The 21,709-nt window shown below is 63.9% G+C and carries 21 protein-coding genes; 13 read left to right on the plus strand and 8 right to left on the minus strand.

Annotated features, from left to right (window positions below; genetic code table 11):
• Window positions 1-71: 71 nt before the first annotated feature.
• On the minus strand, window positions 72-983 hold the full coding sequence (locus tag E2H86_RS21955) for a LysR family transcriptional regulator (RefSeq protein ID WP_133331625.1): 912 nt from the start codon (window positions 981-983) through the stop codon (window positions 72-74).
• 75 nt (window positions 984-1,058) lie between these two features.
• On the opposite strand from E2H86_RS21955, the gene E2H86_RS21960 reads away from it, so the two are divergent.
• The 7 genes from E2H86_RS21960 to codA all read left to right on the plus strand — a co-directional run bounded on the left by E2H86_RS21960 (window position 1,059) and on the right by codA (window position 9,763).
• Window positions 1,059-2,297, plus strand: a complete 1,239-nt coding sequence (locus E2H86_RS21960) for a 3-hydroxyacyl-CoA dehydrogenase (protein ID WP_133331626.1) — start codon at window positions 1,059-1,061, stop codon at window positions 2,295-2,297.
• Window positions 2,294-4,060: an acyl-CoA dehydrogenase C-terminal domain-containing protein gene (locus E2H86_RS21965; protein WP_133331627.1), complete on the plus strand. Its 1,767-nt coding sequence runs from the start codon at window positions 2,294-2,296 to the stop codon at window positions 4,058-4,060. The genes E2H86_RS21960 and E2H86_RS21965 overlap by 4 nt, the downstream gene beginning before the upstream one ends.
• 68 nt (window positions 4,061-4,128) lie before the next feature.
• On the plus strand, window positions 4,129-5,292 hold the full coding sequence (locus E2H86_RS21970; protein ID WP_133331628.1) for an iron-containing alcohol dehydrogenase: 1,164 nt from the start codon (window positions 4,129-4,131) through the stop codon (window positions 5,290-5,292).
• Window positions 5,293-5,294: 2 nt separating this feature from the next.
• Window positions 5,295-5,732, plus strand: a complete 438-nt coding sequence (locus E2H86_RS21975; protein WP_133331629.1) for an acyl-CoA thioesterase — start codon at window positions 5,295-5,297, stop codon at window positions 5,730-5,732.
• 303 nt (window positions 5,733-6,035) lie between these two features.
• Entirely contained in the window at window positions 6,036-7,301 is a 1,266-nt protein-coding gene (gene codB / locus E2H86_RS21980; protein ID WP_133331630.1) for a cytosine permease, read from the plus strand.
• Entirely contained in the window at window positions 7,298-8,515 is a 1,218-nt protein-coding gene (locus tag E2H86_RS21985; RefSeq protein WP_133331631.1) for a PucR family transcriptional regulator, read from the plus strand. Before codB ends, E2H86_RS21985 begins: the two co-directional genes overlap by 4 nt.
• 6 nt (window positions 8,516-8,521) lie before the next feature.
• Window positions 8,522-9,763: a cytosine deaminase gene (gene codA, locus E2H86_RS21990; protein WP_133331632.1), complete on the plus strand. Its 1,242-nt coding sequence runs from the start codon at window positions 8,522-8,524 to the stop codon at window positions 9,761-9,763.
• Window positions 9,764-9,840: 77 nt separating this feature from the next.
• On the opposite strand, the gene E2H86_RS21995 is transcribed toward codA, so the two are convergent.
• From E2H86_RS21995 to E2H86_RS22010, 4 genes are all read right to left on the minus strand, one after another.
• Window positions 9,841-10,647, minus strand: coding sequence for a DUF3618 domain-containing protein (locus E2H86_RS21995; RefSeq protein WP_133331633.1), 807 nt, complete (start codon window positions 10,645-10,647; stop codon window positions 9,841-9,843).
• On the minus strand, window positions 10,644-11,075 hold the full coding sequence (locus E2H86_RS22000; RefSeq protein WP_409977278.1) for a phage holin family protein: 432 nt from the start codon (window positions 11,073-11,075) through the stop codon (window positions 10,644-10,646). The genes E2H86_RS21995 and E2H86_RS22000 overlap by 4 nt, the downstream gene beginning before the upstream one ends.
• Window positions 11,075-11,704 carry a hypothetical protein gene (locus E2H86_RS22005; RefSeq protein ID WP_133331635.1) on the minus strand — a complete coding sequence of 210 codons (630 nt, stop codon included), beginning with the start codon at window positions 11,702-11,704 and terminating at the stop codon, window positions 11,075-11,077. The genes E2H86_RS22000 and E2H86_RS22005 overlap by 1 nt, the downstream gene beginning before the upstream one ends.
• Before the next feature lie 192 nt (window positions 11,705-11,896).
• Window positions 11,897-12,805: a LysR family transcriptional regulator gene (locus E2H86_RS22010; RefSeq protein WP_133331636.1), complete on the minus strand. Its 909-nt coding sequence runs from the start codon at window positions 12,803-12,805 to the stop codon at window positions 11,897-11,899.
• A gap of 181 nt (window positions 12,806-12,986) precedes the next feature.
• On the opposite strand from E2H86_RS22010, the gene E2H86_RS22015 reads away from it, so the two are divergent.
• From E2H86_RS22015 to E2H86_RS22025, 3 genes are read left to right on the plus strand one after another with little or no spacing between them, the layout of a single operon-like run.
• Entirely contained in the window at window positions 12,987-14,291 is a 1,305-nt protein-coding gene (locus E2H86_RS22015) for an MFS transporter (protein WP_133331637.1), read from the plus strand.
• 28 nt (window positions 14,292-14,319) lie between these two features.
• A complete protein-coding gene (locus E2H86_RS22020) occupies window positions 14,320-15,561 on the plus strand; it encodes a Zn-dependent hydrolase (protein ID WP_133331638.1) in 1,242 nt (413 codons plus the stop codon).
• A complete protein-coding gene (locus E2H86_RS22025; RefSeq protein ID WP_133331639.1) occupies window positions 15,561-16,586 on the plus strand; it encodes a histone deacetylase family protein in 1,026 nt (341 codons plus the stop codon). Before E2H86_RS22020 ends, E2H86_RS22025 begins: the two co-directional genes overlap by 1 nt.
• Before the next feature lie 17 nt (window positions 16,587-16,603).
• Here the strand turns inward: E2H86_RS22025 and E2H86_RS22030 are convergent, their stop codons facing one another.
• Both E2H86_RS22030 and E2H86_RS22035 read right to left on the minus strand, forming a co-directional pair.
• Complete coding sequence (locus tag E2H86_RS22030; RefSeq protein ID WP_133331640.1) at window positions 16,604-17,284, minus strand: FMN-dependent NADH-azoreductase; 681 nt, start codon at window positions 17,282-17,284, stop codon at window positions 16,604-16,606.
• Window positions 17,285-17,314: 30 nt separating this feature from the next.
• The gene (locus tag E2H86_RS22035) at window positions 17,315-17,797 is read right to left on the minus strand and encodes a GNAT family N-acetyltransferase (protein WP_133331641.1); all 483 of its coding nucleotides are present in this window, start codon (window positions 17,795-17,797) and stop codon (window positions 17,315-17,317) included.
• A gap of 89 nt (window positions 17,798-17,886) precedes the next feature.
• On the opposite strand from E2H86_RS22035, the gene pdxR reads away from it, so the two are divergent.
• Window positions 17,887-19,323 (plus strand): MocR-like pyridoxine biosynthesis transcription factor PdxR, encoded by a 1,437-nt coding sequence (gene pdxR, locus E2H86_RS22040; protein WP_133331642.1) that lies wholly within the window; start codon window positions 17,887-17,889, stop codon window positions 19,321-19,323.
• Here the strand turns inward: pdxR and E2H86_RS22045 are convergent.
• Entirely contained in the window at window positions 19,316-19,795 is a 480-nt protein-coding gene (locus tag E2H86_RS22045; RefSeq protein ID WP_133331643.1) for a carboxymuconolactone decarboxylase family protein, read from the minus strand. The two genes, pdxR and E2H86_RS22045, sit on opposite strands and share 8 nt — an antisense overlap.
• A gap of 282 nt (window positions 19,796-20,077) precedes the next feature.
• Here E2H86_RS22045 and E2H86_RS22050 point away from each other — a divergent pair, with 282 nt between their 5' ends.
• Both E2H86_RS22050 and E2H86_RS22055 read left to right on the plus strand, forming a co-directional pair.
• On the plus strand, window positions 20,078-20,659 hold the full coding sequence (locus tag E2H86_RS22050) for an MliC family protein (RefSeq protein WP_133331644.1): 582 nt from the start codon (window positions 20,078-20,080) through the stop codon (window positions 20,657-20,659).
• A gap of 168 nt (window positions 20,660-20,827) precedes the next feature.
• A complete protein-coding gene (locus E2H86_RS22055; protein ID WP_133331645.1) occupies window positions 20,828-21,646 on the plus strand; it encodes an EAL domain-containing protein in 819 nt (272 codons plus the stop codon).
• Window positions 21,647-21,709: the final 63 nt, after the last annotated feature.

Here is a 21,709-nt window from a genome sequence, read left to right on the forward strand (position 1 = left end):
AACTCTAAAGAGCCGGCCCGGCGCCCAGCCAATACCAGAGCAGCATGTGCGCCATGCCGATGTGCTATGGCCTAGCGAATGTCCATGATCCGTTCGGCCAGCCAGGCCAGTGCGGGATCGTGCTGACGGTGTGCCAAGTGCACCAGTTCGAGTTGGAAGGGCGGCAGGGCGAACGGCAGTTCGAACACCTGCAGGGGCAACAGCCGGGCGAAGTGCCGGGCCAGCTGCGTGGGCAGGACCACGCCAAGGTCGGAGCTGGCCGCCAGATGTGCAGCCTGCAGGTAGTTGGGCGTGGTGTAGGCGATCTGGCGGGCGAGGCCCTGTTCGGCTAGCCACTGATCGACCATGCCACGGGTCTGCCCGCCATGCACCCACAGGTGGCGCACAGCCAGGAAAGTCTTCAGGTCGAGTTCGCCATTCACTTGCGGGTGCCCTTGGCGGACCGCGACCTGCAGGGTCTCGGTGCGCCACGGGCGTCGCTCGAAACGAGCCGGGACATCGTCGAAGCGGCCCAGCACCAGGTCGAGCTCGCCACGATCCAGGGCATCGGCGGGCAAATTGGGCGTGAGGTGCACGACGTCGATGCGCAGGTGCGGGGCTCGATCCTGCAGCAAGTTCAAGAGTGTGGGCATGCACAACTGCTCGGCGAAGTCGGTGAGGGCCATGCGCAGTTGCCGACGGCTATGTTGCGGCTCGAAGCGCTCTGCACCACCGAGGGTCTGCTCGATCTGCAACAGCGCCGCGCGGATCGGGCCTTCCAGGGCCAGTGCCCGGGGCGTCGGACGCATGCGGCGACCGACCCGCACCAGCAGCGGGTCGCCGAGCAGGTCGCGCAGACGCGCCAACGCGTTGCTCACCGTGGGTTGGGTAAGGGCCAGGCGCTCGGCAGCTCGCGAAACGTTCTGCTCACGCAGCAACATGTCGAAAACCCGCAGCAGGTTGAGGTCGAAGGTCGAGATATTCATGGCTTGAATACATGGCATACGCAAAGAAAATTTCAAAAATACTAGGGCCCTGACTAGGGTGACGGCAATCCCCTAACAACAGGAGCAGCGTCCGTGAGCAATCCCTTCGACGTGCAACAGGCTGCCGTGATCGGCGCCGGGACCATGGGCCGCGGCATCGTCATCAGCCTGGCCCAGGCGGGCATTCCCGTGCTGTGGCTGGACAACGACCCACAGGCCGTCACCGCCGGGCTGACCATGATCGAGCAGATCTGGGCGCAGCAGGTGGCCAAGGCGCGCATCGACCAGGCCCAAGCCGAGGCCTGGCGCGGTGCGGTGCGCGGCGTCGACGGCTATGCCGATATCGCCGAAGTCGACCTGGTGATCGAAGCGGTGTACGAAAACCTGGCGCTCAAGCAGGAGATCTTCCGCACCCTGGATGCCACCTTGAAGCCCCAGGCGATCCTCGCCAGCAACACCTCGGCGCTGGACATCGACGCCATCGCTGCCGTCACCCGCCGCCCCGAGCAGGTGCTGGGCCTGCACTTCTTCAGTCCGGCCCACGTGATGAAGCTGCTCGAGGTGGTCCGTGGCGAGCGCACCTCGCCCGCCGTACTCGATGCCGCGATGGACATGGCCCGGCGCATGGGCAAGGAAGCGGTGGTGGCCGGTAACTGCCACGGTTTCATTGGTAATCGGATGCTCGCCACCTACGTCGCCGAGGCCCGCAAGCTGTTGCTTGAAGGTGCGCTGCCGCAGCAGGTCGATGGGGCGCTGCAGGCCTTTGGCATGGCCATGGGACCGTTTCGCATGTATGACGTGGTCGGCATCGACCTGGAGTGGCGGGCCCGGCAACTGGCCGGGCAGGGCATGGAGGCGCCCCTGGTACAGGTCGACAATGCCCTGTGTGCCCTGCAGCGCTTCGGCCAGAAGAGCGGCCAGGGGTACTACCGCTATGCGCCTGGCAGCCGCGAGGCGTTGCACGATCCGGCGGTCGATGCGTTGGTGCTCAAGGTGTCCCAAGACCTGGGACTGCGCCGTCGCGCGATCGAGGACAGCGAAATCGTCGAGCGCTGCCTGCTGGCGCTGGTCAATGAAGGCGCGAAGATCCTCGAGGAGAACATCGCCGCCAACAGCCATGACATCGACCGCGTGTACCTCAACGGCTATGGCTTCCCCGTCGTGGTCGGCGGCCCCATGCACTGGGCCGACGCCCAGGGGCTGGGCGCCATACTCGGTCGCCTGGAGCGCTTGCAGGGCTTGTTCGGCGAACATTGGCGCCCGGCTTCGCTGATTCACCGGCTGGTGGCCGCCGGCAAGAACCTGGCCGATGTGAAGGAGGGCCGGGTATGAGCTATCGCGCCCCTTTGCGTGACATGCGTTTCGTGCTGCATGAAGTCTACGATGTGGTCGGCCACTGCCAGCAGCTGGACCTGGGACTGGACCGCGGAACCCTCGACGGGATTCTCGAACAGGGCGCACGGTTCGCCAGCGAAGTGGTGGCCCCGCTCAATCGCAATGGCGACGAGCAGGGTTGCCGCCTGCAGGACGGCAAGGTGCACACGCCGCAGGGCTTCCAGGCCGCCTATCAACAGTATGTGGAACAAGGCTGGGCGAGCATGACCGGCCCTGTGCAGTACGATGGCCAGGGCCTGCCGCAGATGGTGGCGGCGAGCTTCCACGAAATGCTCATGAGCGCTTCGCTGTCGTTCCGGATCTATTCCGGGCTTACCGAGGGCGCGGTGCTCGCCTTGTACCGACATGGCAGCGAAGCCCTCAAGCGGACCTACCTGGGGCCGCTGGTCAGTGGCCGCTGGGCCGGTACCATGTGCCTGACCGAACCCCAGGCCGGCACCGACCTGGCGCTGCTGCGCACCCGTGCCGAGCCCCAGGCCGATGGCAGCTTCCGCCTCAGCGGCAGCAAGATCTTCATCAGTGGCGGCGATCAGGACCTGACCGAGAACATCGTGCACCTGGTGTTGGCCCGCCTGCCCGATGCCGCGCCTGGGGTGCGGGGTATCAGCCTGTTCCTGGTGCCACGCCAGGTGCCGGGCGAGCCGGGCGACAATGCGGTGAGCTGCGGTGCGCTGGAACACAAGATGGGGATCAAGGGCGCGGCGACCTGCGTGATGAATTTCGACGGCGCCCGAGGCTGGCTGGTCGGCGAGGCCGGCCAGGGTCTGGCGTGCATGTTCACGATGATGAACGACGCGCGCTTCCAGGTGGGTCTGCAGGGGCTGGGTATCGCCGAGGCGGCGCTGCAGGGCGCCTTGACCTATGCCGGCGAGCGCCTGCAGTGCCGTGGTCTGGCGGGGGCGGTGGCACCGCAGCGGCCGGCCGATCCGATTCTGCATCACCCGGACGTGCGTCGCATGTTGTTGACCCAGAAGAGCCTGGTCGAAGGTTGTCGCCTGCTGGCGGCCTGCACAGCCCGCGAGCTGGACCTCGAACATGCCGCGCCGGATGCCGAGAGCCGCCAGCGAGCGGCGCGTCGGGCAGCGTTGTTGATTCCCATCGTCAAGGCCTTCTTCACCGATGTCGGCCAGGAGGTCGCCAGTCTCGGTGTGCAGGTGTATGGCGGGCATGGCTACATCCGCGAATGGGGGATGGAGCAATTGATGCGCGATAGCCGCATCACTCAGCTCTACGAGGGCACCAACGGTATCCAGGCACTGGACCTGATCCGGCGCAAGGTGCTCGGCGATGGCGGCGCGGAGCTGCATCGCCTGATCGATGACCTGGCGACGCAGCCAGCACACCCGGCCCTCGGTGAAATGCAGGCAGTGGTGTCGCAGCGCCTGGCCGAGTGGGCAGCGCTGACCCGTGAGGTCATCGCCGCGTGCCACCGCGACCCGCAGGAGATCGGCGCTACATCGGTCGACTTCCTGGCCTACAGCGCCTATGTCTTGCTGGCGGCGCTGTGGCTGCGCGCTGCGTCCTGCGCCCAGGCGGCCCTGGACGCGGGCAGCGGGGAACGGGCGTTCTACCGGGCCAAGCTCAAGGTCGCGGAGTTTTACTGGCGACGGCTGTTGCCCCGTGCCGATGGGCATCGCCAGGCGTTGTCAGGCGGCGCTGGCTGCCTGATGGCGATGGATGAGCAAGAGTTCGGCCTGTAGCCACGGCTGGCCCCCTGCAGACAGGGGGCCGGCAGCACCTGCCATGGATAACGACAAGAGGAATGCCCATGCAGCCCTTCACCTTCAACACCACTGCGCAGTTGATCAGCGAATCCGGTGCGGCGCGGCGCCTGGCCGAGCTGTGTCGAGCGCGTGGCGCCCGACGCGTGCTGATCGTCACCGACCCAGGCATTGCGCGTCTGGGCATGCTCGACGACATCGTCCCCGGCTTCACCCAGGCCAAGGTGAGCGTGGCGCTGTTCACTGAAGTCAACGCCGATCCGACCGAAGCCTGCGTTCTCGCGGCCACCGCCCGCGCCCGGCATATCGGCGCCGACCTGGTGATCGGCTTTGGCGGCGGCAGTTCGATGGACGTAGCGAAACTGGTGGCGTTGCTCGCTCACCCCGAATGCAGGCAACCGCTGAGCGCGCTGTACGGCATCGACCGCGCCGAGGGCCAGCGATTGCCGCTGATCCAGGTGCCCACCACTGCCGGCACCGGCTCGGAAGTGACCGCCGTGGCCGTGGTCACCACCGGCGAGACGACCAAAATGGGGGTGATCTCACCGCTGTTGCTCCCGGATCTTGCCCTGCTCGACGCCGATCGTACCTTGGGCTTGCCACCGGCCATCACCGCCGCGACCGGCATCGACGCCATGGTCCATGCGATCGAGGCCTACACCAGCAAGCTCAAGCGTAATCCGCTGTCGGCGATGCTGGCCCGCGAGGCCCTGCGTCTGCTGGCGAGCAATATCGATCAGGCGGTGCACAACGGTGGCAACCTGCAGGCGCGTCAGGCCATGCTGCTTGGTGCCTGCCTGGCCGGCCAGGCGTTCGCCAACGCGCCGGTGGCCGCCGTGCATGCACTGGCCTACCCATTGGGCGGCCACTTCCATGTACCCCATGGCCTGGCCAACGCTTTGGTACTGCCCCATGTACTGGCGTTCAATCGGCCCGAGGCGGTGACCGACTACGCCGTGTTGGCCAGCGACCTGCTGGGCCCGCGCCTGCGCCCTGGCGATGCCTACGCCCAGAGCCAACAGTTGATCGACGAACTGGCCGAACTGGTTCCGCGCTGCGGGCTGCCCAACCGCCTGCGCGAGGTGGGTGTACCGCGGCATTGGCTCGAACCGTTGGCCGAGGATGCCTTCAAGCAGCAGCGGCTACTGGTCAACAACCCGCGCGAAGTCAGCCAGGCCGATGCCCTGGCCATCTACCATGCGGCGTACTGAGTATGGCCAGGCAACCACCGCAACGCGGTGAGTACCGTCAGTTCGTACCGATCACCACGCGCTGGCACGACAATGACGTCTATGGCCACGTCAACAACGTGGTGTACTACGGCTACTTCGACAGTGCGGTGAATACCTGGCTGATCGAGCGCGGCGGCCTGGATATCCGCGGCGATCGCGTGGTGGCCTACGTGGTGGGCTCGAGCTGTGACTATTTTGCCGGTGTCGCCTTTCCGCAGCGGCTCGAAGTGGGCCTGGCGGTGGAGCGCCTGGGGCACAGTTCGGTGCACTACGCCTTGGCGGTGTTCGTCGAGGGCGAGGACCAGGCCAGGGCGGCCGGGCGCTTCATTCATGCCTACGTAGACCGCGACCTGGAGCGTGCCGTGGCGGTGCCGGACGCGGTGCGCGATCTGCTCACGCCATTGCTGCGCGATGCCTGAGCGCTGATGCAGACCCGGGTGGATGGCACAGGCGTAGCCGGTCCCATCCCCCGCGTTGGTTCATGGTGTGTTGCCTCTGCGCGACATTCCCCGAAGCCGCTCGCCGTGTGTACCACCTTGGTGCGCGGCGCCTCAAAATAGGGTAAAAAGCACACCCAGAAGCCCATATCAAAGTCAGATAAGTGCACTCTGCACATACATCATCATGCCCAACGCCCGCTTTTGCCCCGTTGTTCAACCAATCGCCACTCGGCCCGCTTATTGCTCTAGCTGCTCCACCTTCCACCCGGAGCACCACTCGAAATGACTGCCCCCAGCGAATTCCCACTGACCGAAGCGCCTGCCAGCGCGCGCAAGGGCCTGCTGCCCATCGCCATGGTCCTGTTCAGTTTCACCTTCTTCACCGGCACCATGTTCGCCGGTGGCAAGCTCGGCATGGCGTTCAACTTCGTCGACATGCTGTGGATCGCCGCCATCGGTAATACCTTGCTGGCCTTGTATGCCGCGGCACTGGCGTTCATCGCTTCGCGCAGTGGCCTCAACACGGTACTGATGGGGCGCTTCTGTTTCGGTGAGGCGGGCAGCCGGCTGTCTGACTTCATCCTGGGCTTTGCCGAACTGGGCTGGTACGCCTGGGGCACCGCCACGGTCGCCATCGTGCTGGTGAAGATGCTCGGTCTGGGTCAGGGCTTCACGGTGCCGCTGATGGTGCTGTTCGGCCTTGGCTTCAGCCTGACCGCGATCATCGGTTTCAAAGGACTGGACCTGCTTTCGCGGGTCTCGGTGCCGCTGATGTTCGTCCTGCTGGTAATTTCCATGATCATCGCCACCCAGCACGTTGGCGGCTTGCAGCAACTGGCTGCCCTGGTGCCGCACGAGGCCATGAGTTTCTCGGCGGCGGTGACCATGGTCTTCGGCACCTTCGCCAGTGGCGCCACCCAGGCCACCAACTGGACCCGCCTGGCACGTAGCGGGCGGATCGCGGTGATCGCCAGCATCGTCGCCTTCCTGCTCGGCAATGGCCTGATGGTGGTGGCCGGGGCGTGGTGCGCGATGGTCTACCAGCAGGCCGACATCGTCGAGGTGATGATCCTCCAGGGCCTGTCGTTCGCGGCGGTGATCATGCTCTGCCTGAATCTTTGGACCATCCAGGGTCCGACCATCTACAACGTCTCGGCGGCCGCCTGTCACCTTCTGCGCAGCGAGCGCCGGCGCACGATGACCCTGGCTGCCGCCGGCGTCGGCATCGTTCTGGCGGTGGGCGGCATGTACGAAATGCTGATTCCCTTCCTGGTGCTGCTGGGGTCGATCATTCCGCCGGTGGGCGGGGTGATCATGGCCGACTTCACCTACCGCCATCGCGGTCGCTACCCAGCCTTGGCTTCGGTACGCCTGCCACGCTACAACCTCATCGGCCTGGTCGCCTATGCCGTGGGCGCGGTGCTGGCCTACTGGTCGCCCTGGGTCGCGCCGTTGGTCGGCATCGGCGCCTCGGCGCTGTGCTACATCGTACTGCTCGAGCTGACCGGCCAGGGCCGCTTCGTGGTCCGGCAGCCGGCTGAATCGTGAGCCTGGCCCTCGAAGAGCTGTTGGCCCTGCCGGGGCTCGAGGCCATGGCGGTGCGCGCCGGTGCGCGCAATCTGCAGCGCACCGTGCGATGGCCCTACGTGGCGGAGAACGAAGGCATCGCCGAGTGGGTGATGGGCGGCGAACTGGTGTTCGTCACCGGCATCAACCACCCGCGCGAGGAGGCCAACCTGCTGCAACTGGTCGAGGATGGCGAAGCGGTGGGTATCGCCGGATTGGTGATCCTCACTGGCGAGTGCTACATCCAGCGCATCCCGCCCAAGGTGATCGAGCGCTGTGAGCAATTGGGCCTGCCGCTGATCGAGCAGCCCTATGCGCTGAAGATGGTGGTGGTCACTCACTTGATCGGCACGGCGCTTGTGCAGATGGCCCAGACCCGTCGTTCGCGTCATGACATTCTCGGCCAACTGCTCAGTGGCGATTACCCCAGCCTGGCCATCGCCCGGCAGCGCGCGGCGCACCTGCAACTGCCGCTGGACGAGCCACGACGTCTGGTGGCGCTGCGCCTGGCGGCGGTGAGCGGGTTGTTCGAGCGACATGGGCCGGAGCAGGGCGAGCGCTTGTGGCAACAGGCCCGGCAAGCCCTTGAAGAGCACCTGGAGGCTTGGTGCCGCCGTTTGCCGGGGGCGCTCAGCGCGCAGTTGCCGGGCGACCTGTTCGTCCTGCTGTTACCCGAGCAGACCGACCTGCGCGCGCTGCTGGCCGCGCTGCATGGTCAGTTGGCCGAGCCTGCCGGGGAAATGCAGATATTCATGGGGCTTTCGTCCACCGTCAGCGACTGCGGCCACTACCGTAGAGCGCTGAACGAGGCGCGCCAGGCGCTGGAGGTGGCCCAGGACCTGCGCCCGGCCAGCGGCCTGTGCGACTTCAGCGAGCTGGGCGTGTTGCGCCTGTTGCAGGGCATCGGCGATCGCACGGTCATCGACGCCTTCGTCGCCCAGACCCTCGGCCCGCTCATCGAGACCGGCCGCAAACACCCCCATACGCTGGTCCACACCCTCGACGCGCTGATCAACGAGAACGGCAATGGCCAAAGGGCTGCGCAGCGTCTCGGGCTGCATCGCAATACCATCAACCAACGCATGCAACGTATCGAACAATTGAGCGGCCTGTCGCTGGACGACCCGCTGTTTCGCATGAACGCCTCGGTGGCGCTGCTGATCTGGCGCATGACCGAAGCGAACGACAAGGAGTAACGCCTGATGAACATCATTAACGCCCGCCTGCGCGGCAAACCTGGGCTGTACCGCATCGAATTGAGCGGCGAACGCATCGCCGCCATCCATGCCCAACAGGATGTCGCCGTACCCACAGCCGACAGCGACATCGACGCCGGCCAGAACCTGGTCACCGCACCCTTCGTGGAACCGCACATTCACCTCGATGCCACGCTCACCGCTGGCGAACCGGCCTGGAACATGAGCGGCACGCTGTTCGAGGGCATCGAGCGCTGGGCCGAGCGCAAGGCCTTGACCACCCACGACGACATCAAGCGCCGCGCTACCAAGACCATCGGCATGCTGGTGGACCATGGCATCCAGCACGTACGGACCCACGTCGATGTCACCGACCCGACCTTGACCGCGCTCAAGGCCATGGTCGAAGTCCGTGAAGAAGTGCGTCACCTGGTCGACCTGCAGATCGTCGCCTTCCCCCAGGAAGGTATCGAGAGCTATGACAATGGTCGTGCGCTGATGACCGAGGCCGTGGCGCTCGGGGCCGATGTGGTCGGCGGCATTCCGCATTTCGAGAACACCCGCGACCAGGGTGTGTCGTCGATCAAGTTCCTGATGGACCTGGCTGAGCGGACCGGCTGCCTGGTGGACGTGCACTGTGACGAGACCGACGACCCGCAGTCGCGCTTCCTCGAAGTGCTTGCCGAAGAGGCGCGGGTACGCGGCATGGGCGCGCAGGTGACCGCCAGCCACACCGTGGCCATGGGCTCGTATGACAATGCCTATTGCTCCAAGTTGTTCCGCCTGCTCAAGCGTTCGGGCATCAACTTCATCTCCTGCCCAACCGAGAGCATCCACCTGCAAGGCCGTTTCGACACCTGGCCCAAGCGCCGTGGGGTGACCCGCGTGGCGGAACTGGATCGCGCCGGCATCAACGTCTGCTTCGGCCAGGACTCCATCGTCGATCCCTGGTATCCGCTGGGCAACGGCAACATCCTGCGCGTGCTCGAAGCCGGGCTGCATATCTGCCACATGCTCGGCTATGAAGACATCCAGCGCTCCCTGGACCTGATCACCGACAACAGTGCGCGCACCCTCAACCTGGGTGAGCGCTACGGGATCGAAGTCGGGCGACCGGCCAACCTGTTGGTGCTGTCGGCGCCCGACGACTACGAGATGATCCGTAGTCAGGGGCATGCACTGGTGTCGATCCGTGGCGGCAAGGTGTTGATGCGCCGCACCCCGGCGCAGGTAGAGCGTTTCGCCTGAGGTGCGGTGAGGCGTGCCCAAGCGCCTGACGTGGCGCCCAAGTGCCGAACGTTGCGGCACCTGGGCACCACAGGCGCTCAGTCGGCAAAGCCCAGGCCCGCGGACAGGTCGGTTTGCGCCGGTCGCGCACCCGCGCTCGGGTCGGGCTTGTCGCGGGCCTGCTCCATGCCCTGTTGCAGCGTGTCCTTGGCCTGCTGGGCGTTGCTCTTCAGGCTGTCGGTGACACGATCACTGGCTGCGCCGAGCAGCTGATCCTCCTTGCGTGTCGAAGGCAGCGCAGCACCCAATGCCGCGCCGAGCGCAATGCCCAGCGCCGCCAGCACCAGAGGCTGTTCCTTGAGCAAGTGCTCGACCTGGCCCTTGAGTGCACTCGCCTGGTCACCGGCAACCTGAGCCCCCTGGCGCAAGCTGTCGGCCGAACCATTGAGCGAATCCCGGGCGTCATGCCCCAGTTCGCTGGCTTTGTCGCGAAGGTCGTGGGCTTTGTCGCGCACGCTGTCGGTGGCTGCGTGCAGCGTGTCGCCGGCCTGGGCGAAAGCGCCCTTGACGCTGTTCACAGCCTCGCCGAGCTTGTCCCCCAGCCCAGGGCCGTGTTGCACCGGACCTGGGTTGAATGGGCGATTCTGATTGATGGCCAGCCACGCCAGGCCCAGTGCGGTGAGGGTAGTCGGCACCGGGTTGTTCTTCAGCGTCGTACCCAGGTTGTGGCAGAACTCGCCGCCGTTGCCCTTGGTGTAGGCCAACACCTGATCGACCAGTTGGCCTGGACTCAGCCGTTGCTCCAGAGCGTCGACCAGGTCGCTGATGCGGTCGCGTTTGGCGTTGATTTCCTGTTCCAGGGTATCGGGGCTCTTTTGCGCTTCGTGTTCGAATGACGTGCTCATGGCAGCTTCCTCTTCAGCGTGTCCTTGTCTTGCTGCATGGCGTGCAGGGTGCGGTCAGGCGCCAGGTGGGTGGGCTCGAACTGCTTCTTGCCCGCCTGCAGCATGAGGAAGCCGACGATCACCGTGATGCCTCCGACCAACAGTGCCGCGAGCCAGGGCTCGACCACCGTGGCCAGCCCATACACCGCCGCCAGCAGCAGGATGATCAACCCGGCCAACAGCACGATGGCGCCCCCGGCGACGGCCGCGGTGCCGGCCTTGAGGGTGTTGAGGTTGTGCTGCAGTTCCGCCTTGGCCAGGGCCAGTTCCTTGGTGAACAGTTCGGGCACTTCGCGCATCAGTTGGCGCAGCAGGCCACCGACGCCCAGTTGGTCATCGACATGGGGAGCGGGGCGCGGTGGGATGGGTTGGAGTGGGTCGTTGTTCATCATTCACCTCCTTTGAGCGGATCACGGTACAGCGGGGTGTCGGCGGTTGGGCTGTGTGTGCCAGGTTTCGCTGGATCGACCGGCTCGGGATCGACCGGTGTGAAGGGCGCGTGGGTCGAGACATCGCTGGAGCGGTCTGGCGTGGGCGGGGTGGAGTGATAGGGCTCGCTCGCCCCGTAGGCCGCTGGCGGGGTGGACCCGGTGGTCGCCGTGGCGTGCCGGGCGCTGGCGCCGAGAAAGCGTGACAGGCCGAAGCCGATCGCCACGCTCCCGGCCAGAAACAACCCAGGATTGTCGCGGGCCAGGCGCGAGCCTTTGTGCAGCAAGTCTTCAGCGCTCTGGTGGCGCATCTGTTCGGCGAAGCTGCCCAGGCATTCGGCGGCTTGTGCCAGGTATTGGGACAAGCCCAGGCTGTCCTTGTCTTCCAGCGCCCGGGCAGCCGACTGTGCGCCTTGCTTGAGCGAGTCAAGCTGTTCGGCGGCGGCATCGCGGTAGTGGCTGTACTGCTCGGCGCCTTGGGCCTTGGTCTCGTCGAGCAAGGCGCCGGCCTCGTCGGCGATGCCGTGCAGATGGTCCTGGGTGCTGCCGGGCGGTGCTGAGTCCGGGGTGTTGCGGTCGCTGCTGTCCATGATCGTGTCCCTCGATGAGTGGATATCCGGTACGGGCCGGCTCATTCAGGTGACGGAGCAGCGAGCGGGGGAGTTCAGTTGAATGGATGACCGACGTTTACTGCACGTTCCCAACAAAACGTGCAATGTTTTTCGGCGTTCAAAACATTTGGGTCGTAAGGGCGAATTGTCGCAATGTCTGGTGCGACAGGCTCACTGCAAACTGCCCCGCAGCGCCTCGATGAATACACTTTCCGCCCGGCTCATGCGCTGATCACGGTTCCACAGCAAATGGATGTCGACATCGGCGATGCCCTCATGGGGCGGCAGCTTCCACAGCAAGCCCGCCGTTACGTCATCGGCCACCACATGCTCGGGCAGGCAGCCGATACCGAAGCCGGCGATGACCAGGCGACGTACTTCCTCCAGGCTCGGTGACGAGGCCACGATACGCCCGGAAAACCCCTGCTGGTCGCGGAAGATGGTCAGCGGAGAGAGCATGCCGCCGATCTGGTCGCTGCTGAAGCTGACGAAGTTCTCTTTCTGCAAATCGCCTTCCTGGCAGCCGAACAAGCCATGGTGACGACCGCAGAAGAACGCGTACCGCTGGCGTTGGAACAACCGCTGTTCCAGGCGGGTCTGCGCCTTGCGGTTCAGGCTGAGCCCGGCGGTGGCGGTCTTTTCCTGCAGTGCCGCGACGATGTCCGAGCTGCGCATCACGTCGATCTGCAACTCCACCCGCGGGTGCTGGCGATGAAAGCCGGCGAGGAACTCGTCGAGACGCTCGTTGACGATGCGGCTGATCATCAGCAGGCGCACCTTGCCCACCACTTCGTCCGCCGGGTGCTCCAACAGGCCACCGATCTGGGACATCTGCCCATACACCTCGCCAGCCAGGGCGAACAGTTGCTCACCCACCTCGGTGAGCACGAAGCGTGGCCCGCGGCGGGCGATCAATTGACGTCCAAGTTGTTCTTCGAGGCGCTTGAGCGCCTGGCTCACCGCGGGCTGAGTGAGGTGCAGGCGTGCGGCGGCGCGGCTGATGGACAGTTCCTGGCCGATGACCCGGAAGGTGCGCAGCAGGTTCCAGTCGAGGCGATCGTTGAGCAGGCGGTCGGACATGGTTGGGGCTCGATGATAAGCGTGGCTAATAGTGCGAATAATAAATAGAAAATTGACTAATCATAGCCTGGAGCCGATAAATCGTTCTTATCGAGACGGGTTTGTCTGTGCTCGAACAAGCGCCATCAGAGCGCCCAATGACCTGTCCACTCCTGCCAGAAAAACAAGCAAAGGAGCCACCATGAAGCCAGACGCTTCGTCCCAGCCGCGCCGTGCCGCTGCCGCCGCGTTCATCGGTACCATGATCGAATGGTATGACTTCTACATCTACGCCACCGCCGCCGCCTTGGTGTTCGGCGCCTTGTTCTTCCCCTCGGACGACAGCCTGTTCAGCACCATGGCGGCATTCGGTACCTTCGCTGTGGGCTTCTTCGCCCGCCCGTTGGGGGGCATCATCTTCGGCCACGTGGGCGACCGTATCGGGCGCAAGAAGTCCCTGGTCATCACCCTGCTGATGATGGGCGTGGTCACCGTGTGCATCGGCTTACTGCCGACCTACGCGCAGATCGGCGCCACCGCGCCGGTGCTGTTGATTCTCCTGCGCATCGTCCAGGGCATCGCCGTGGGCGGGGAGTGGGGTGGGGCGGTGCTGATGGCCGGTGAACACGCGCCCAAAGGCCGTCGGACCTTCTTCGCCTCGTTCGCCCAACTGGGCAGCCCGGCGGGCCTGATCCTGTCGCTGCTGGCCTTCGGCGCGGTGACCCGCCTGCCGGAAGCCGAGCTGATGAGTTGGGGCTGGCGCGTGCCGTTCCTGGCCAGCGCCTTGTTATTGCTAGTCGGCCTGGCGATCCGCCTGGGCGTCAATGAATCCCCTGAGTTCCTCGCCAGCCGCGAGGCCGCGCACAAGGCCCAGCGCCAGGAGCAGGCGCCGGTGTTCGAGGTGCTGCGCAGCGCCTGGCGTCCGCTGCTGTTGTGCATCGGGGCCAATACCCTGGGCATCGCCGGGGTCTATTTCACCAATACCTTCATGATCAGCTACACCACCCAGCAATTGCACCTGGAGCGCTCACTGATCCTCGAATGCCTGTTCTTCGTGGCGATCATCCAGTTCTGCGTCCAGCCGCTGGCCGCCTGGTGCTCGGAAAAACTCGGCGCCACACGCTTTCTGGCATGGGTGGCGGTGCTGGCAATGGCCTCGCCGTATCCGATGTTCGTCCTGGTCAGCAGCGGTGAAGGGCCGATGATCGTGCTCGGCATTGCCTTGGCAGCAGCGTGCATGGCGTCGTTCTACGCCGTGATCGCCGGTTACGTCAGCGGCATGTTCGCTACCCGCGTGCGCTACACCGCTATTTCCCTGGCCTATCAGGTGTGCGGCGCGATCGCCGGGGGCCTGACCCCGCTGATCGGTACCTGGCTCGCCCACAGCTTCGTCGGCCAGTGGTGGCCGATGGCGCTGTTCTACACGCTGATTGCCAGCATCTCGCTGGTCTGTGTGCTGGCCCTGGCGCGCCAGCATGCCCACAGTCAACGCCTGGAGCTGGCCTGATCCAGCCCCGTTCAAGGAGACCCCATCGATGTTGAAAAGCAACGGCGACCGCCTCTGGGCGAGCCTCATGGCCATGGCCGAAGTGGGCGCTACCGCCCGTGGCGGCAGCTGCCGCCTGGCGCTCAGCGACGAAGACAAGGCTGGCCGCGAGCTGTTCAGCCACTGGTGCCGCGAAGCGGGGCTCAGCCTGTCGGTGGATGCCATCGGCAACCTGTTCGCCCGCCGAGCCGGTAGCGACCCTGACGCCGCCCCGGTGATGATCGGCAGCCACCTCGACACCCAGCCCGAAGGCGGTCGTTTCGATGGTGTCTACGGCGTACTGGCCGGCCTGGAGGTGGTGCGCCGCCTCAACGACCTTGGCATCGCCACCCGCAAGCCGCTGGAAATCGCGGTGTGGACCAACGAAGAGGGTGCACGTTTCACCCCGGCCATGTTCGGCTCGGCGGTGTTCACCGGCAGCCTCGGCCTGGAGCAGGCCTTGGCGATTCGTGATGCTGATGGCATCAGTGTCGCCGACGAGCTGCAGCGCACCGGTTACGCCGGTGATCGCCCACTGGGCGGCCAGGTCGATGCCTACTTCGAGGCGCATATCGAGCAGGGCCCGATCCTCGAAGACAACGCCACGTCGATCGGTGTGGTCAGCGGCGGCCAGGCCATTCGTTGGCTCGACGTGAGCGTCGAAGGTATGGCCGCCCATGCCGGTACCACCCCGATGGCACTGCGCAAGGATGCCCTGTACGGCGCTGCACAGATGATCCAGGCGGTGGAGCGACTGGCCGCCGACTTCGCCCCGCAGGGCCTGACCACGGTGGGCGAGCTGTCGATCGCCAAGTCCTCGCGCAACACCATCCCTGGCCAATTGCGCTTCACCGTGGACCTGCGCCATCACCGCGACGAGGCTATCGAGGCGATGGAGCGTGAGCTGGATCAGGCGCTGCAAACGATCGCCAGCGAGCGAGGCCTGCAGGTGCGCATCGAGCGTCATTGGGTCAGCCCGGCGACACCGTTCGATGCCGACTGCGTGGCGGCGGTGCAGCAGGCCGTCGACGGCTTGGGCTACAGTCAGCAGCGCATCGTCAGCGGAGCCGGCCACGACGCCATCCTGCTTGCCCGCTACTGCCCGACGGCGATGGTGTTCATCCCTTGCGTCGGCGGCCTGAGCCACAACGAAGCCGAAGACGTCCTGCAAGACGATGCCCGCCAGGGCGCCGATGTATTGCTCAATGCCGTGCTGGCCCGCGCTGGCCAAGTCGAACGAGGAGATGCCTGATGCGTTGCTACTTCCACCCCGAACAGCTGCTGCACCACCCACGCAGCTACTATTCGCGCGGCGCCATGCGCACCCCCCAGGAAGTCCCGGAGCGTGCCCAGCGCCTGCTGCAGGCGGCCAAGGACCTCGGCATGGACATTCGTCAGCCCGAAGACGCCGGTCTCGCGCCGCTCAAGGCCGTACACGGCGAAGCCTACCTGACCTTCCTCGAAGAAGCCCATGCACGCTGGAAGGAAGTGCCCGAAGACTGGGGCGACGAAGTGATGTCGAACATCTTCGTGCGTGAGCCCAACGCCCTGCGCGGCATTCTTGCCCAGGCCGGGCGCTACCTGGCCGATGGCAGTTGCCCGATTGGCGAAAACACCTGGCGGTCGGCCTACTGGTCGGCGCAGAGCGCGGTGGCCGCTGCCAAGGCGATCCTCGACGGCGAACCGGCCGCCTACGCCCTGTGTCGCCCCCCAGGTCACCATGCGCGCTTCGATGCCGCCGGTGGCTTCTGCTACCTCAACAGCGCCGCGGTGGCCGCGCAAGTGCTGCGCGGCCGTTATGGCCGGGTGGCGATTCTCGACACCGACATGCACCACGGTCAGGGTATCCAAGAGATTTTCTACGATCGCAACGACGTGCTGTACGTCTCGACCCATGGCGACCCGACCAACTTCTATCCCGGCGTGGCGGGATACGAGGATGAGCGCGGCGTTGGGGCGGGGGAGGGTTACAACATCAACCTGCCGATGCCCCATGGCGCCAGCGAGGCCGACTTCCTGGCGCAGTTGGATGTGGCCCTGGCGGCTGTGAAGGACTTCGGCGCCGAGGTGCTGGTGCTGTCGCTGGGCTTCGACATCTACGAGCTGGATCCGCAGACCAAGGTGGCGGTGACCACAGAAGGGTTCGCCATGCTGGGCGAGCGTATTCGCGGCTTGGGCCTGCCGTGTCTGATCGTGCAGGAGGGCGGGTATCACCTGGAGAGCCTGGAGAGGAATGCGCAGGCGTTCTTTGCGCAGCCGGCGGATTGGCATCGGTAGCGTCCAGCTCTGGTCGCTTAAAGCGGACTCGAGACTTGGCCCACTGTGTGTTGATTCACTGTATGCCCGCCCTTACCAAAGAACGCGCGCACCTGGCGATAGGCTGTTTCTCTTCCGGAAGTCAGTGACTCCACCCCCTTGGCCGTACCTTCAACGGTGAAGTAATACACCTCATTGAGGCCGATGGTGGCGAGCACTGCGGACAGGTAAGGGCGTAGAAAGTCGGGTTGACGGGAGATGTAGCCACCGCTGGCTATAGCGACGTAAACAGGACGATCAGCCAGTGTGCCGACTTTGCCTTGGGCCGTGCCCAGGAAGGTTTTGCCCACACGTACCACCTGGTCGATCCACGCCTTCAGTGGCGACGGTACGCTGTAGTTGTGCATCGGAGTGGCGATCAACAGTACGTCGCATGCCTGCAGTTGGTCGATCAATTCGTCGGAACGCTTCAATGTACCATCCTGCCCATTGGCTCCAACCCCGAGCCGATTGGCCAAGGCCTGGGCGTAAGGCGCATCGACGGGGGCCAAGGTGGTGAGGTCTAGATTGGACAACTGAATACCCCGTCTGCCGGCCTGACAAGCTAGGGCAAACAGGATCTGCTGGGACAGTTTCAGACTTTCCGAAGCGTCTGCATTGGGGCTGGCGACCAGGCGAAGAATGCGCAAAGGAGCAAAGGACTGTTGAGACGACGTCATGATGTTTGTCTCCTGGGAAGTGTGTGCGGGTTATGGCGTATCGAACTGCTTTTGAAAGCGCAGCGCACCAGTGAGCAGGCCTTCACGGAAGTAGAATCGTTGCGCGCGGGCGTTGGCCAAGCCCGTGTCCAGCACCAGGCGTGCGCAACCGCTGGCGCGGGCCAGTCGCTCCAAGGCTTGCAATAAGCGCGAACCCCACTGGCCACCCCGCTGAGCTGCAGCGGTTACAAGATCATCGACATACAGGAAGCTGCCGTAGACCAGGTTTTCTTGGAGACGGTAACCCGCCAGTGCCACGAGAACGCCTGAGTCGTAGGCGCCAATCAGACGATAGCCATTGAGGCTCATACGCTCGATGCGGCTGAGGAAGTCGGCTTCGCTCGTCAGATGAGGGCGCAATTGCTGCATGATCGGGAATGCGCTGCGCAGGTCATGGGTACTGTCCAGGGGGCGCAGGGCCGTGTCGGCCAGGTCGAGCATGCTTGGCACGTAGTTGTGCAAAGTGAATGTCATGGGTTGGCTCCAATGTGTGGGTGATGGCGCTATAGTGGACTACCGTTGACCCACTTGATTGAGCCAAGAAACAGGATATGAACTAGGCCATGACGACTTCGCCCAAGCCGCCTTTCACTCCGTTGGAAGAGCAACCCGGCGTGCCTTTGTATCGTCAACTCTACGACCGCGTGCTGGCTGCCATTGCCGCTGGGACTCTTTCCCCCGGCGACCGCTTGCCGTCGGCGCGCGCCATGGCCAAGGATCTGGGAGTGGCCCGTGGCACCATCGAACTCGCCTATTCGCTGCTGGCCAGCGAGGGTTACCTCCTGGCGCTTGGGCAGAAAGGCACCGTGGTCAATCCCGATTTGCAGAGGCCCGCGTCGGCGGCCACCGTATTACCAAGCAGCAGCCAGGTGATCGAAGACTCCCCTGATTCGCTCTGGCGTCCACCCCAGCTTTTGCCTTTCCAGATGGGAGTGCCGGCACTGGATGCTTTTCCGCGCAAGATATGGGCGCGCCTCGGTGCTCGCTATCTACGCGGGATGGGTCTGGCAGATCTGGACTATCCGGCACCCCATGGCTTGGCGGCGCTGCGCAGCGCCATCGCGTCTTATCTGCATGTGTCCCGAGGTATCGATTGCGGCGCCCATCAGGTATTTATCACGAGCGGTTGGCGCAATAGCCTGGCGCTGATCGCTCATACTTTGCTGCAGCCGGGCGAGCGCGCCTGGGTGGAGGACCCAGGTTATCCCACCACGCGGCAAGTACTTCGCCAGTTCGGCTTGGAACTGGAAGCGGTGCCGGTGGATACCGATGGCATGAATGTGGAACAGGCCATCGCTGGTGCTCGGCCTGCTCAGGTCGCCATGGTGACACCGGGTCATCAGAGCCCGCTCTCCATGGCTTTGTCGCTACCGCGCCGACAGCTGCTGCTGGATTGGGCCGCCCGCACCGGTGGGTGGATTGTCGAGGACGATTACGATGGTGAGTATCGCTACGTGAGCCGTCCACTGCCAGCGCTGGCCAGCCTGGATCGTCATGGGCGAGTGCTGTATGCCGGAACCTTCAGCAAAGTGCTGTTTCCCGGTATTCGCCTGGCGTATTTGGTGGTGCCTCAAGCGCACGTGGCAGCGTTCGAGCGCGTCGGCCGAGCCTTGTTCTCTGCCGGGTCCCCGTCAATTACCCAGGCCTTGGTGGCGGAGTTCGTAGCCGAGGGACACTTCACTCGGCATATCCAGCGTATGCGCCGGCTTTATAACGAGAGACGGGCACTGACCATCGATGCACTGGAGCGGCATTTGCCTGACGGTCTGCAGGTGGACCGCTCGCCAGGCGGCATGCACCTGGTGCTGCGCTTGCCGGACCATATCAGCGACACTGCCCTGGCTAAGCAGGTGCTGGCCAAGGGCATGTCGGTACAGGCGTTATCGGCCTGGGCTGCCTCATCGCAGCGTCAGTCGGGTCTGCTTCTGAGCTTCACCAACTGCGCCACGACTGCTCCAGGCGAGCAGCTTGGCGCGTTGATCGGCAAGTTGCTCAGTTGAGATTGGCCTTGTTCAAGCCGAACATGTCATCTGATGAACCCGGGATTGCCTGAAACGCCACATTGAGGCGATTCCAGCCATTGATGGCGACAATCAGGAACGACAGGTCCGACAGTTCCTCGTCGGAAAACTGCTCGCGCGTGCTTGCATACAGGTCGCTGGAAATACCATGAGGCGGCAGTTGGGTAAGGGCCTCAGTCCATTCCAGCGCCGCCCGCTCTTTTGGCGAAAACAACTGCGACTCACGCCAAACGGCGACGTGGTGAAGACGCAGCTCGCGCTCGCCATGGATCTTCGCCTCTTTCACATGCATATCCACGCAGAATGCACAGCCGTTGAGCTGCGAAGCCCGTAGCATGATCAGGTGGGCAAGATCGGCCAGTACCGGCTTCTTGCTCAGTTGCAAGGTTAGCTCCACCAGTTTGTTGGACGCTTGGGGAGACAGCGTGAAGTAATCAAGGCGATTGTTCATGGCGATTGACTCGTAGTGGGTTAGTGGTTGTCGGAGCCCACTGTAGCTACGCTTGGACTAGTCACATAGGGCCAAGATGGTGATTTCGAACTGAGCCATGTCTGTATCGAGGGACGCCACTATCATCCACCGAGCGATAGGGCCGAAGGGTGCAGTAGGCTGTTTTGACCCTCCGCGCGAGGGAAGCTATTGGGCCAGGAAGTGAATGGGACAGATTTTTTTCAGCTATTGAGCACAGAGCTAGACTGAGCCCAGTGTTCCTAATCGCTAATGGTGGCTCCCATGAAGCACTGGCTTCCCCTGCTACTCACCCTGCCTCTGTCGCACGCCCAAGCTGCGGGACCTGCTTTCAACTGCGCTCAGGTCGAGGCCGGCAGCATCGAACAACAGATCTGCCAAAGCGAGCCGCTCTCGGCACTGGATCGGCAAATGGCCGAGGTCTACACAGCCGCGCAGCAGAAGGCCGGCAATGAACATCCGCCGGTGCTCAAGGCCGAGCAACGGGGCTGGATCAAGGGGCGCAACGATTGTTGGAAAAGCGCGGATCCGCCCACGTGCATCGCCGATAGCTACCGCATGCGCATCGCCGAACTGCAGGCCCGCTATCGGCTGGTCGAGGCCACCGGCCCGGTGTTCTACCAGTGTGACGGCAACCCAGCCAAGGAAGTGGTTGCCAGCTTCTTCCGCACCGAGCCGGCCACGGCCATCGTCGAGTTCGGTGACCGCAGTTCGTTGATGTACAGACAGCAGGCCGCCAGCGGCGCGCGCTACCAGGGACAAAATGAGAGTTTATGGGAGCACCATGGCGAGGCCACCGTGGTGTGGGGCTATCAGGCTGCGGAAATGCACTGCACAGCGCGTTGATAGCCAACGGACGGAACGACCCGACTGCAGGATGAAACCCGCGAGAAGCTGTGCAGCCAGTCGCAACACTCGGCACCTGAGCGTAAGCGAGACAAGTCGGGATAGATTGGCTATTGGTGGCTGTCCAAGCATTCTAACCCCCCTGTTTATCTACCTCGGCGATAACCTATGAGCAAGCCTGTTTTCCCTAAGCCATTTCAAGCCATTGGCTGCTCTCAATGTCGCGACATGGCCAGTCTGGGTTTCGAGATTACAATGGCCTTCCAGCCTATTATTCATGTCCCTTCAGGCAAACCGTTCGCCTATGAAGCACTGGTTCGCGGTCTGAACGGTGAAAGTGCTGCGGACATTCTCGCCAAGGTGACACCCGACAATCTGTATCGCTTCGATCAGGCCTGTCGGGTGAAGGCCATCGAACAAGCAGCTGCGCTTGGCTTGGGATTGCACGAAGACTGTAAATTGAGCATCAATTTTCTGCCCAACGCCGTTTACCGTGCCAGCACCTGTATCCGAGCCACCTTAGAGGCCACGCAGACATTCGACTTCCCCGCCAATCGGCTTATGTTCGAAGTGACCGAAGGCGAGCGGATCGAAGATACCGAACATTTGAAAGCAATCTTCAACGAGTACGACCGACAGGGCTTCAGCACCGCGATAGATGATTTCGGCTCGGGTTACTCAGGGCTTAATCTACTTGCAGAATTCCAGCCGGACGTACTCAAGCTGGATATGGCACTCACTCGGGGAATCAGCCAGGATCCGGTTCGCCAGGCCATTGTTGCCGGTATCGTCTTGGTAGCCGACCGGCTGGGCATCACGCTGATCGCCGAGGGGATCGAGACTGACGCTGAGTGCCAAGCACTGACGGCGCTGGGGATAGATCTGATGCAAGGATATTTATTCGCCCGACCGCAGGTAAATGGATTGCCTTTGATCGAGCGGCTTGCTCCTTCTTGTACTGCCGGCACAACCTGTTCACCGCGCTGAGCGACAATAAACGTATTCGTTTAGCTAAGAATAAATCTGTCCCCATTCTCTGTGTGCGTGATC

This window comes from Pseudomonas putida, assembly GCF_004357765.1.
Classification (GTDB): Bacteria; Pseudomonadota; Gammaproteobacteria; order Pseudomonadales; family Pseudomonadaceae; genus Aquipseudomonas; species Aquipseudomonas putida_U.

What these genes read in the sequence shown, in the direction of transcription:
- E2H86_RS21955 (WP_133331625.1), bottom strand. Translation starts at nt 983, where the DNA reads ATGCCATGTATTCAAGCCATGAATATCTCGACCTTCGACCTCAACCTG.
- E2H86_RS21965 (WP_133331627.1), top strand. Translation starts at nt 2,294, where the DNA reads ATGAGCTATCGCGCCCCTTTGCGTGACATGCGTTTCGTGCTGCATGAA.
- E2H86_RS21970 (WP_133331628.1), top strand. Translation starts at nt 4,129, where the DNA reads ATGCAGCCCTTCACCTTCAACACCACTGCGCAGTTGATCAGCGAATCC.
- E2H86_RS21975 (WP_133331629.1), top strand. Translation starts at nt 5,295, where the DNA reads ATGGCCAGGCAACCACCGCAACGCGGTGAGTACCGTCAGTTCGTACCG.
- codB (WP_133331630.1), top strand. Translation starts at nt 6,036, where the DNA reads ATGACTGCCCCCAGCGAATTCCCACTGACCGAAGCGCCTGCCAGCGCG.
- codA (WP_133331632.1), top strand. Translation starts at nt 8,522, where the DNA reads ATGAACATCATTAACGCCCGCCTGCGCGGCAAACCTGGGCTGTACCGC.
- E2H86_RS21995 (WP_133331633.1), bottom strand. Translation starts at nt 10,647, where the DNA reads ATGAGCACGTCATTCGAACACGAAGCGCAAAAGAGCCCCGATACCCTG.
- E2H86_RS22000 (WP_409977278.1), bottom strand. Translation starts at nt 11,075, where the DNA reads ATGAACAACGACCCACTCCAACCCATCCCACCGCGCCCCGCTCCCCAT.
- E2H86_RS22005 (WP_133331635.1), bottom strand. Translation starts at nt 11,704, where the DNA reads ATGGACAGCAGCGACCGCAACACCCCGGACTCAGCACCGCCCGGCAGC.
- E2H86_RS22010 (WP_133331636.1), bottom strand. Translation starts at nt 12,805, where the DNA reads ATGTCCGACCGCCTGCTCAACGATCGCCTCGACTGGAACCTGCTGCGC.
- E2H86_RS22015 (WP_133331637.1), top strand. Translation starts at nt 12,987, where the DNA reads ATGAAGCCAGACGCTTCGTCCCAGCCGCGCCGTGCCGCTGCCGCCGCG.
- E2H86_RS22020 (WP_133331638.1), top strand. Translation starts at nt 14,320, where the DNA reads ATGTTGAAAAGCAACGGCGACCGCCTCTGGGCGAGCCTCATGGCCATG.
- E2H86_RS22025 (WP_133331639.1), top strand. Translation starts at nt 15,561, where the DNA reads ATGCGTTGCTACTTCCACCCCGAACAGCTGCTGCACCACCCACGCAGC.
- E2H86_RS22030 (WP_133331640.1), bottom strand. Translation starts at nt 17,284, where the DNA reads ATGACGTCGTCTCAACAGTCCTTTGCTCCTTTGCGCATTCTTCGCCTG.
- E2H86_RS22035 (WP_133331641.1), bottom strand. Translation starts at nt 17,797, where the DNA reads ATGACATTCACTTTGCACAACTACGTGCCAAGCATGCTCGACCTGGCC.
- pdxR (WP_133331642.1), top strand. Translation starts at nt 17,887, where the DNA reads ATGACGACTTCGCCCAAGCCGCCTTTCACTCCGTTGGAAGAGCAACCC.
- E2H86_RS22045 (WP_133331643.1), bottom strand. Translation starts at nt 19,795, where the DNA reads ATGAACAATCGCCTTGATTACTTCACGCTGTCTCCCCAAGCGTCCAAC.
- E2H86_RS22050 (WP_133331644.1), top strand. Translation starts at nt 20,078, where the DNA reads ATGAAGCACTGGCTTCCCCTGCTACTCACCCTGCCTCTGTCGCACGCC.
- E2H86_RS22055 (WP_133331645.1), top strand. Translation starts at nt 20,828, where the DNA reads ATGAGCAAGCCTGTTTTCCCTAAGCCATTTCAAGCCATTGGCTGCTCT.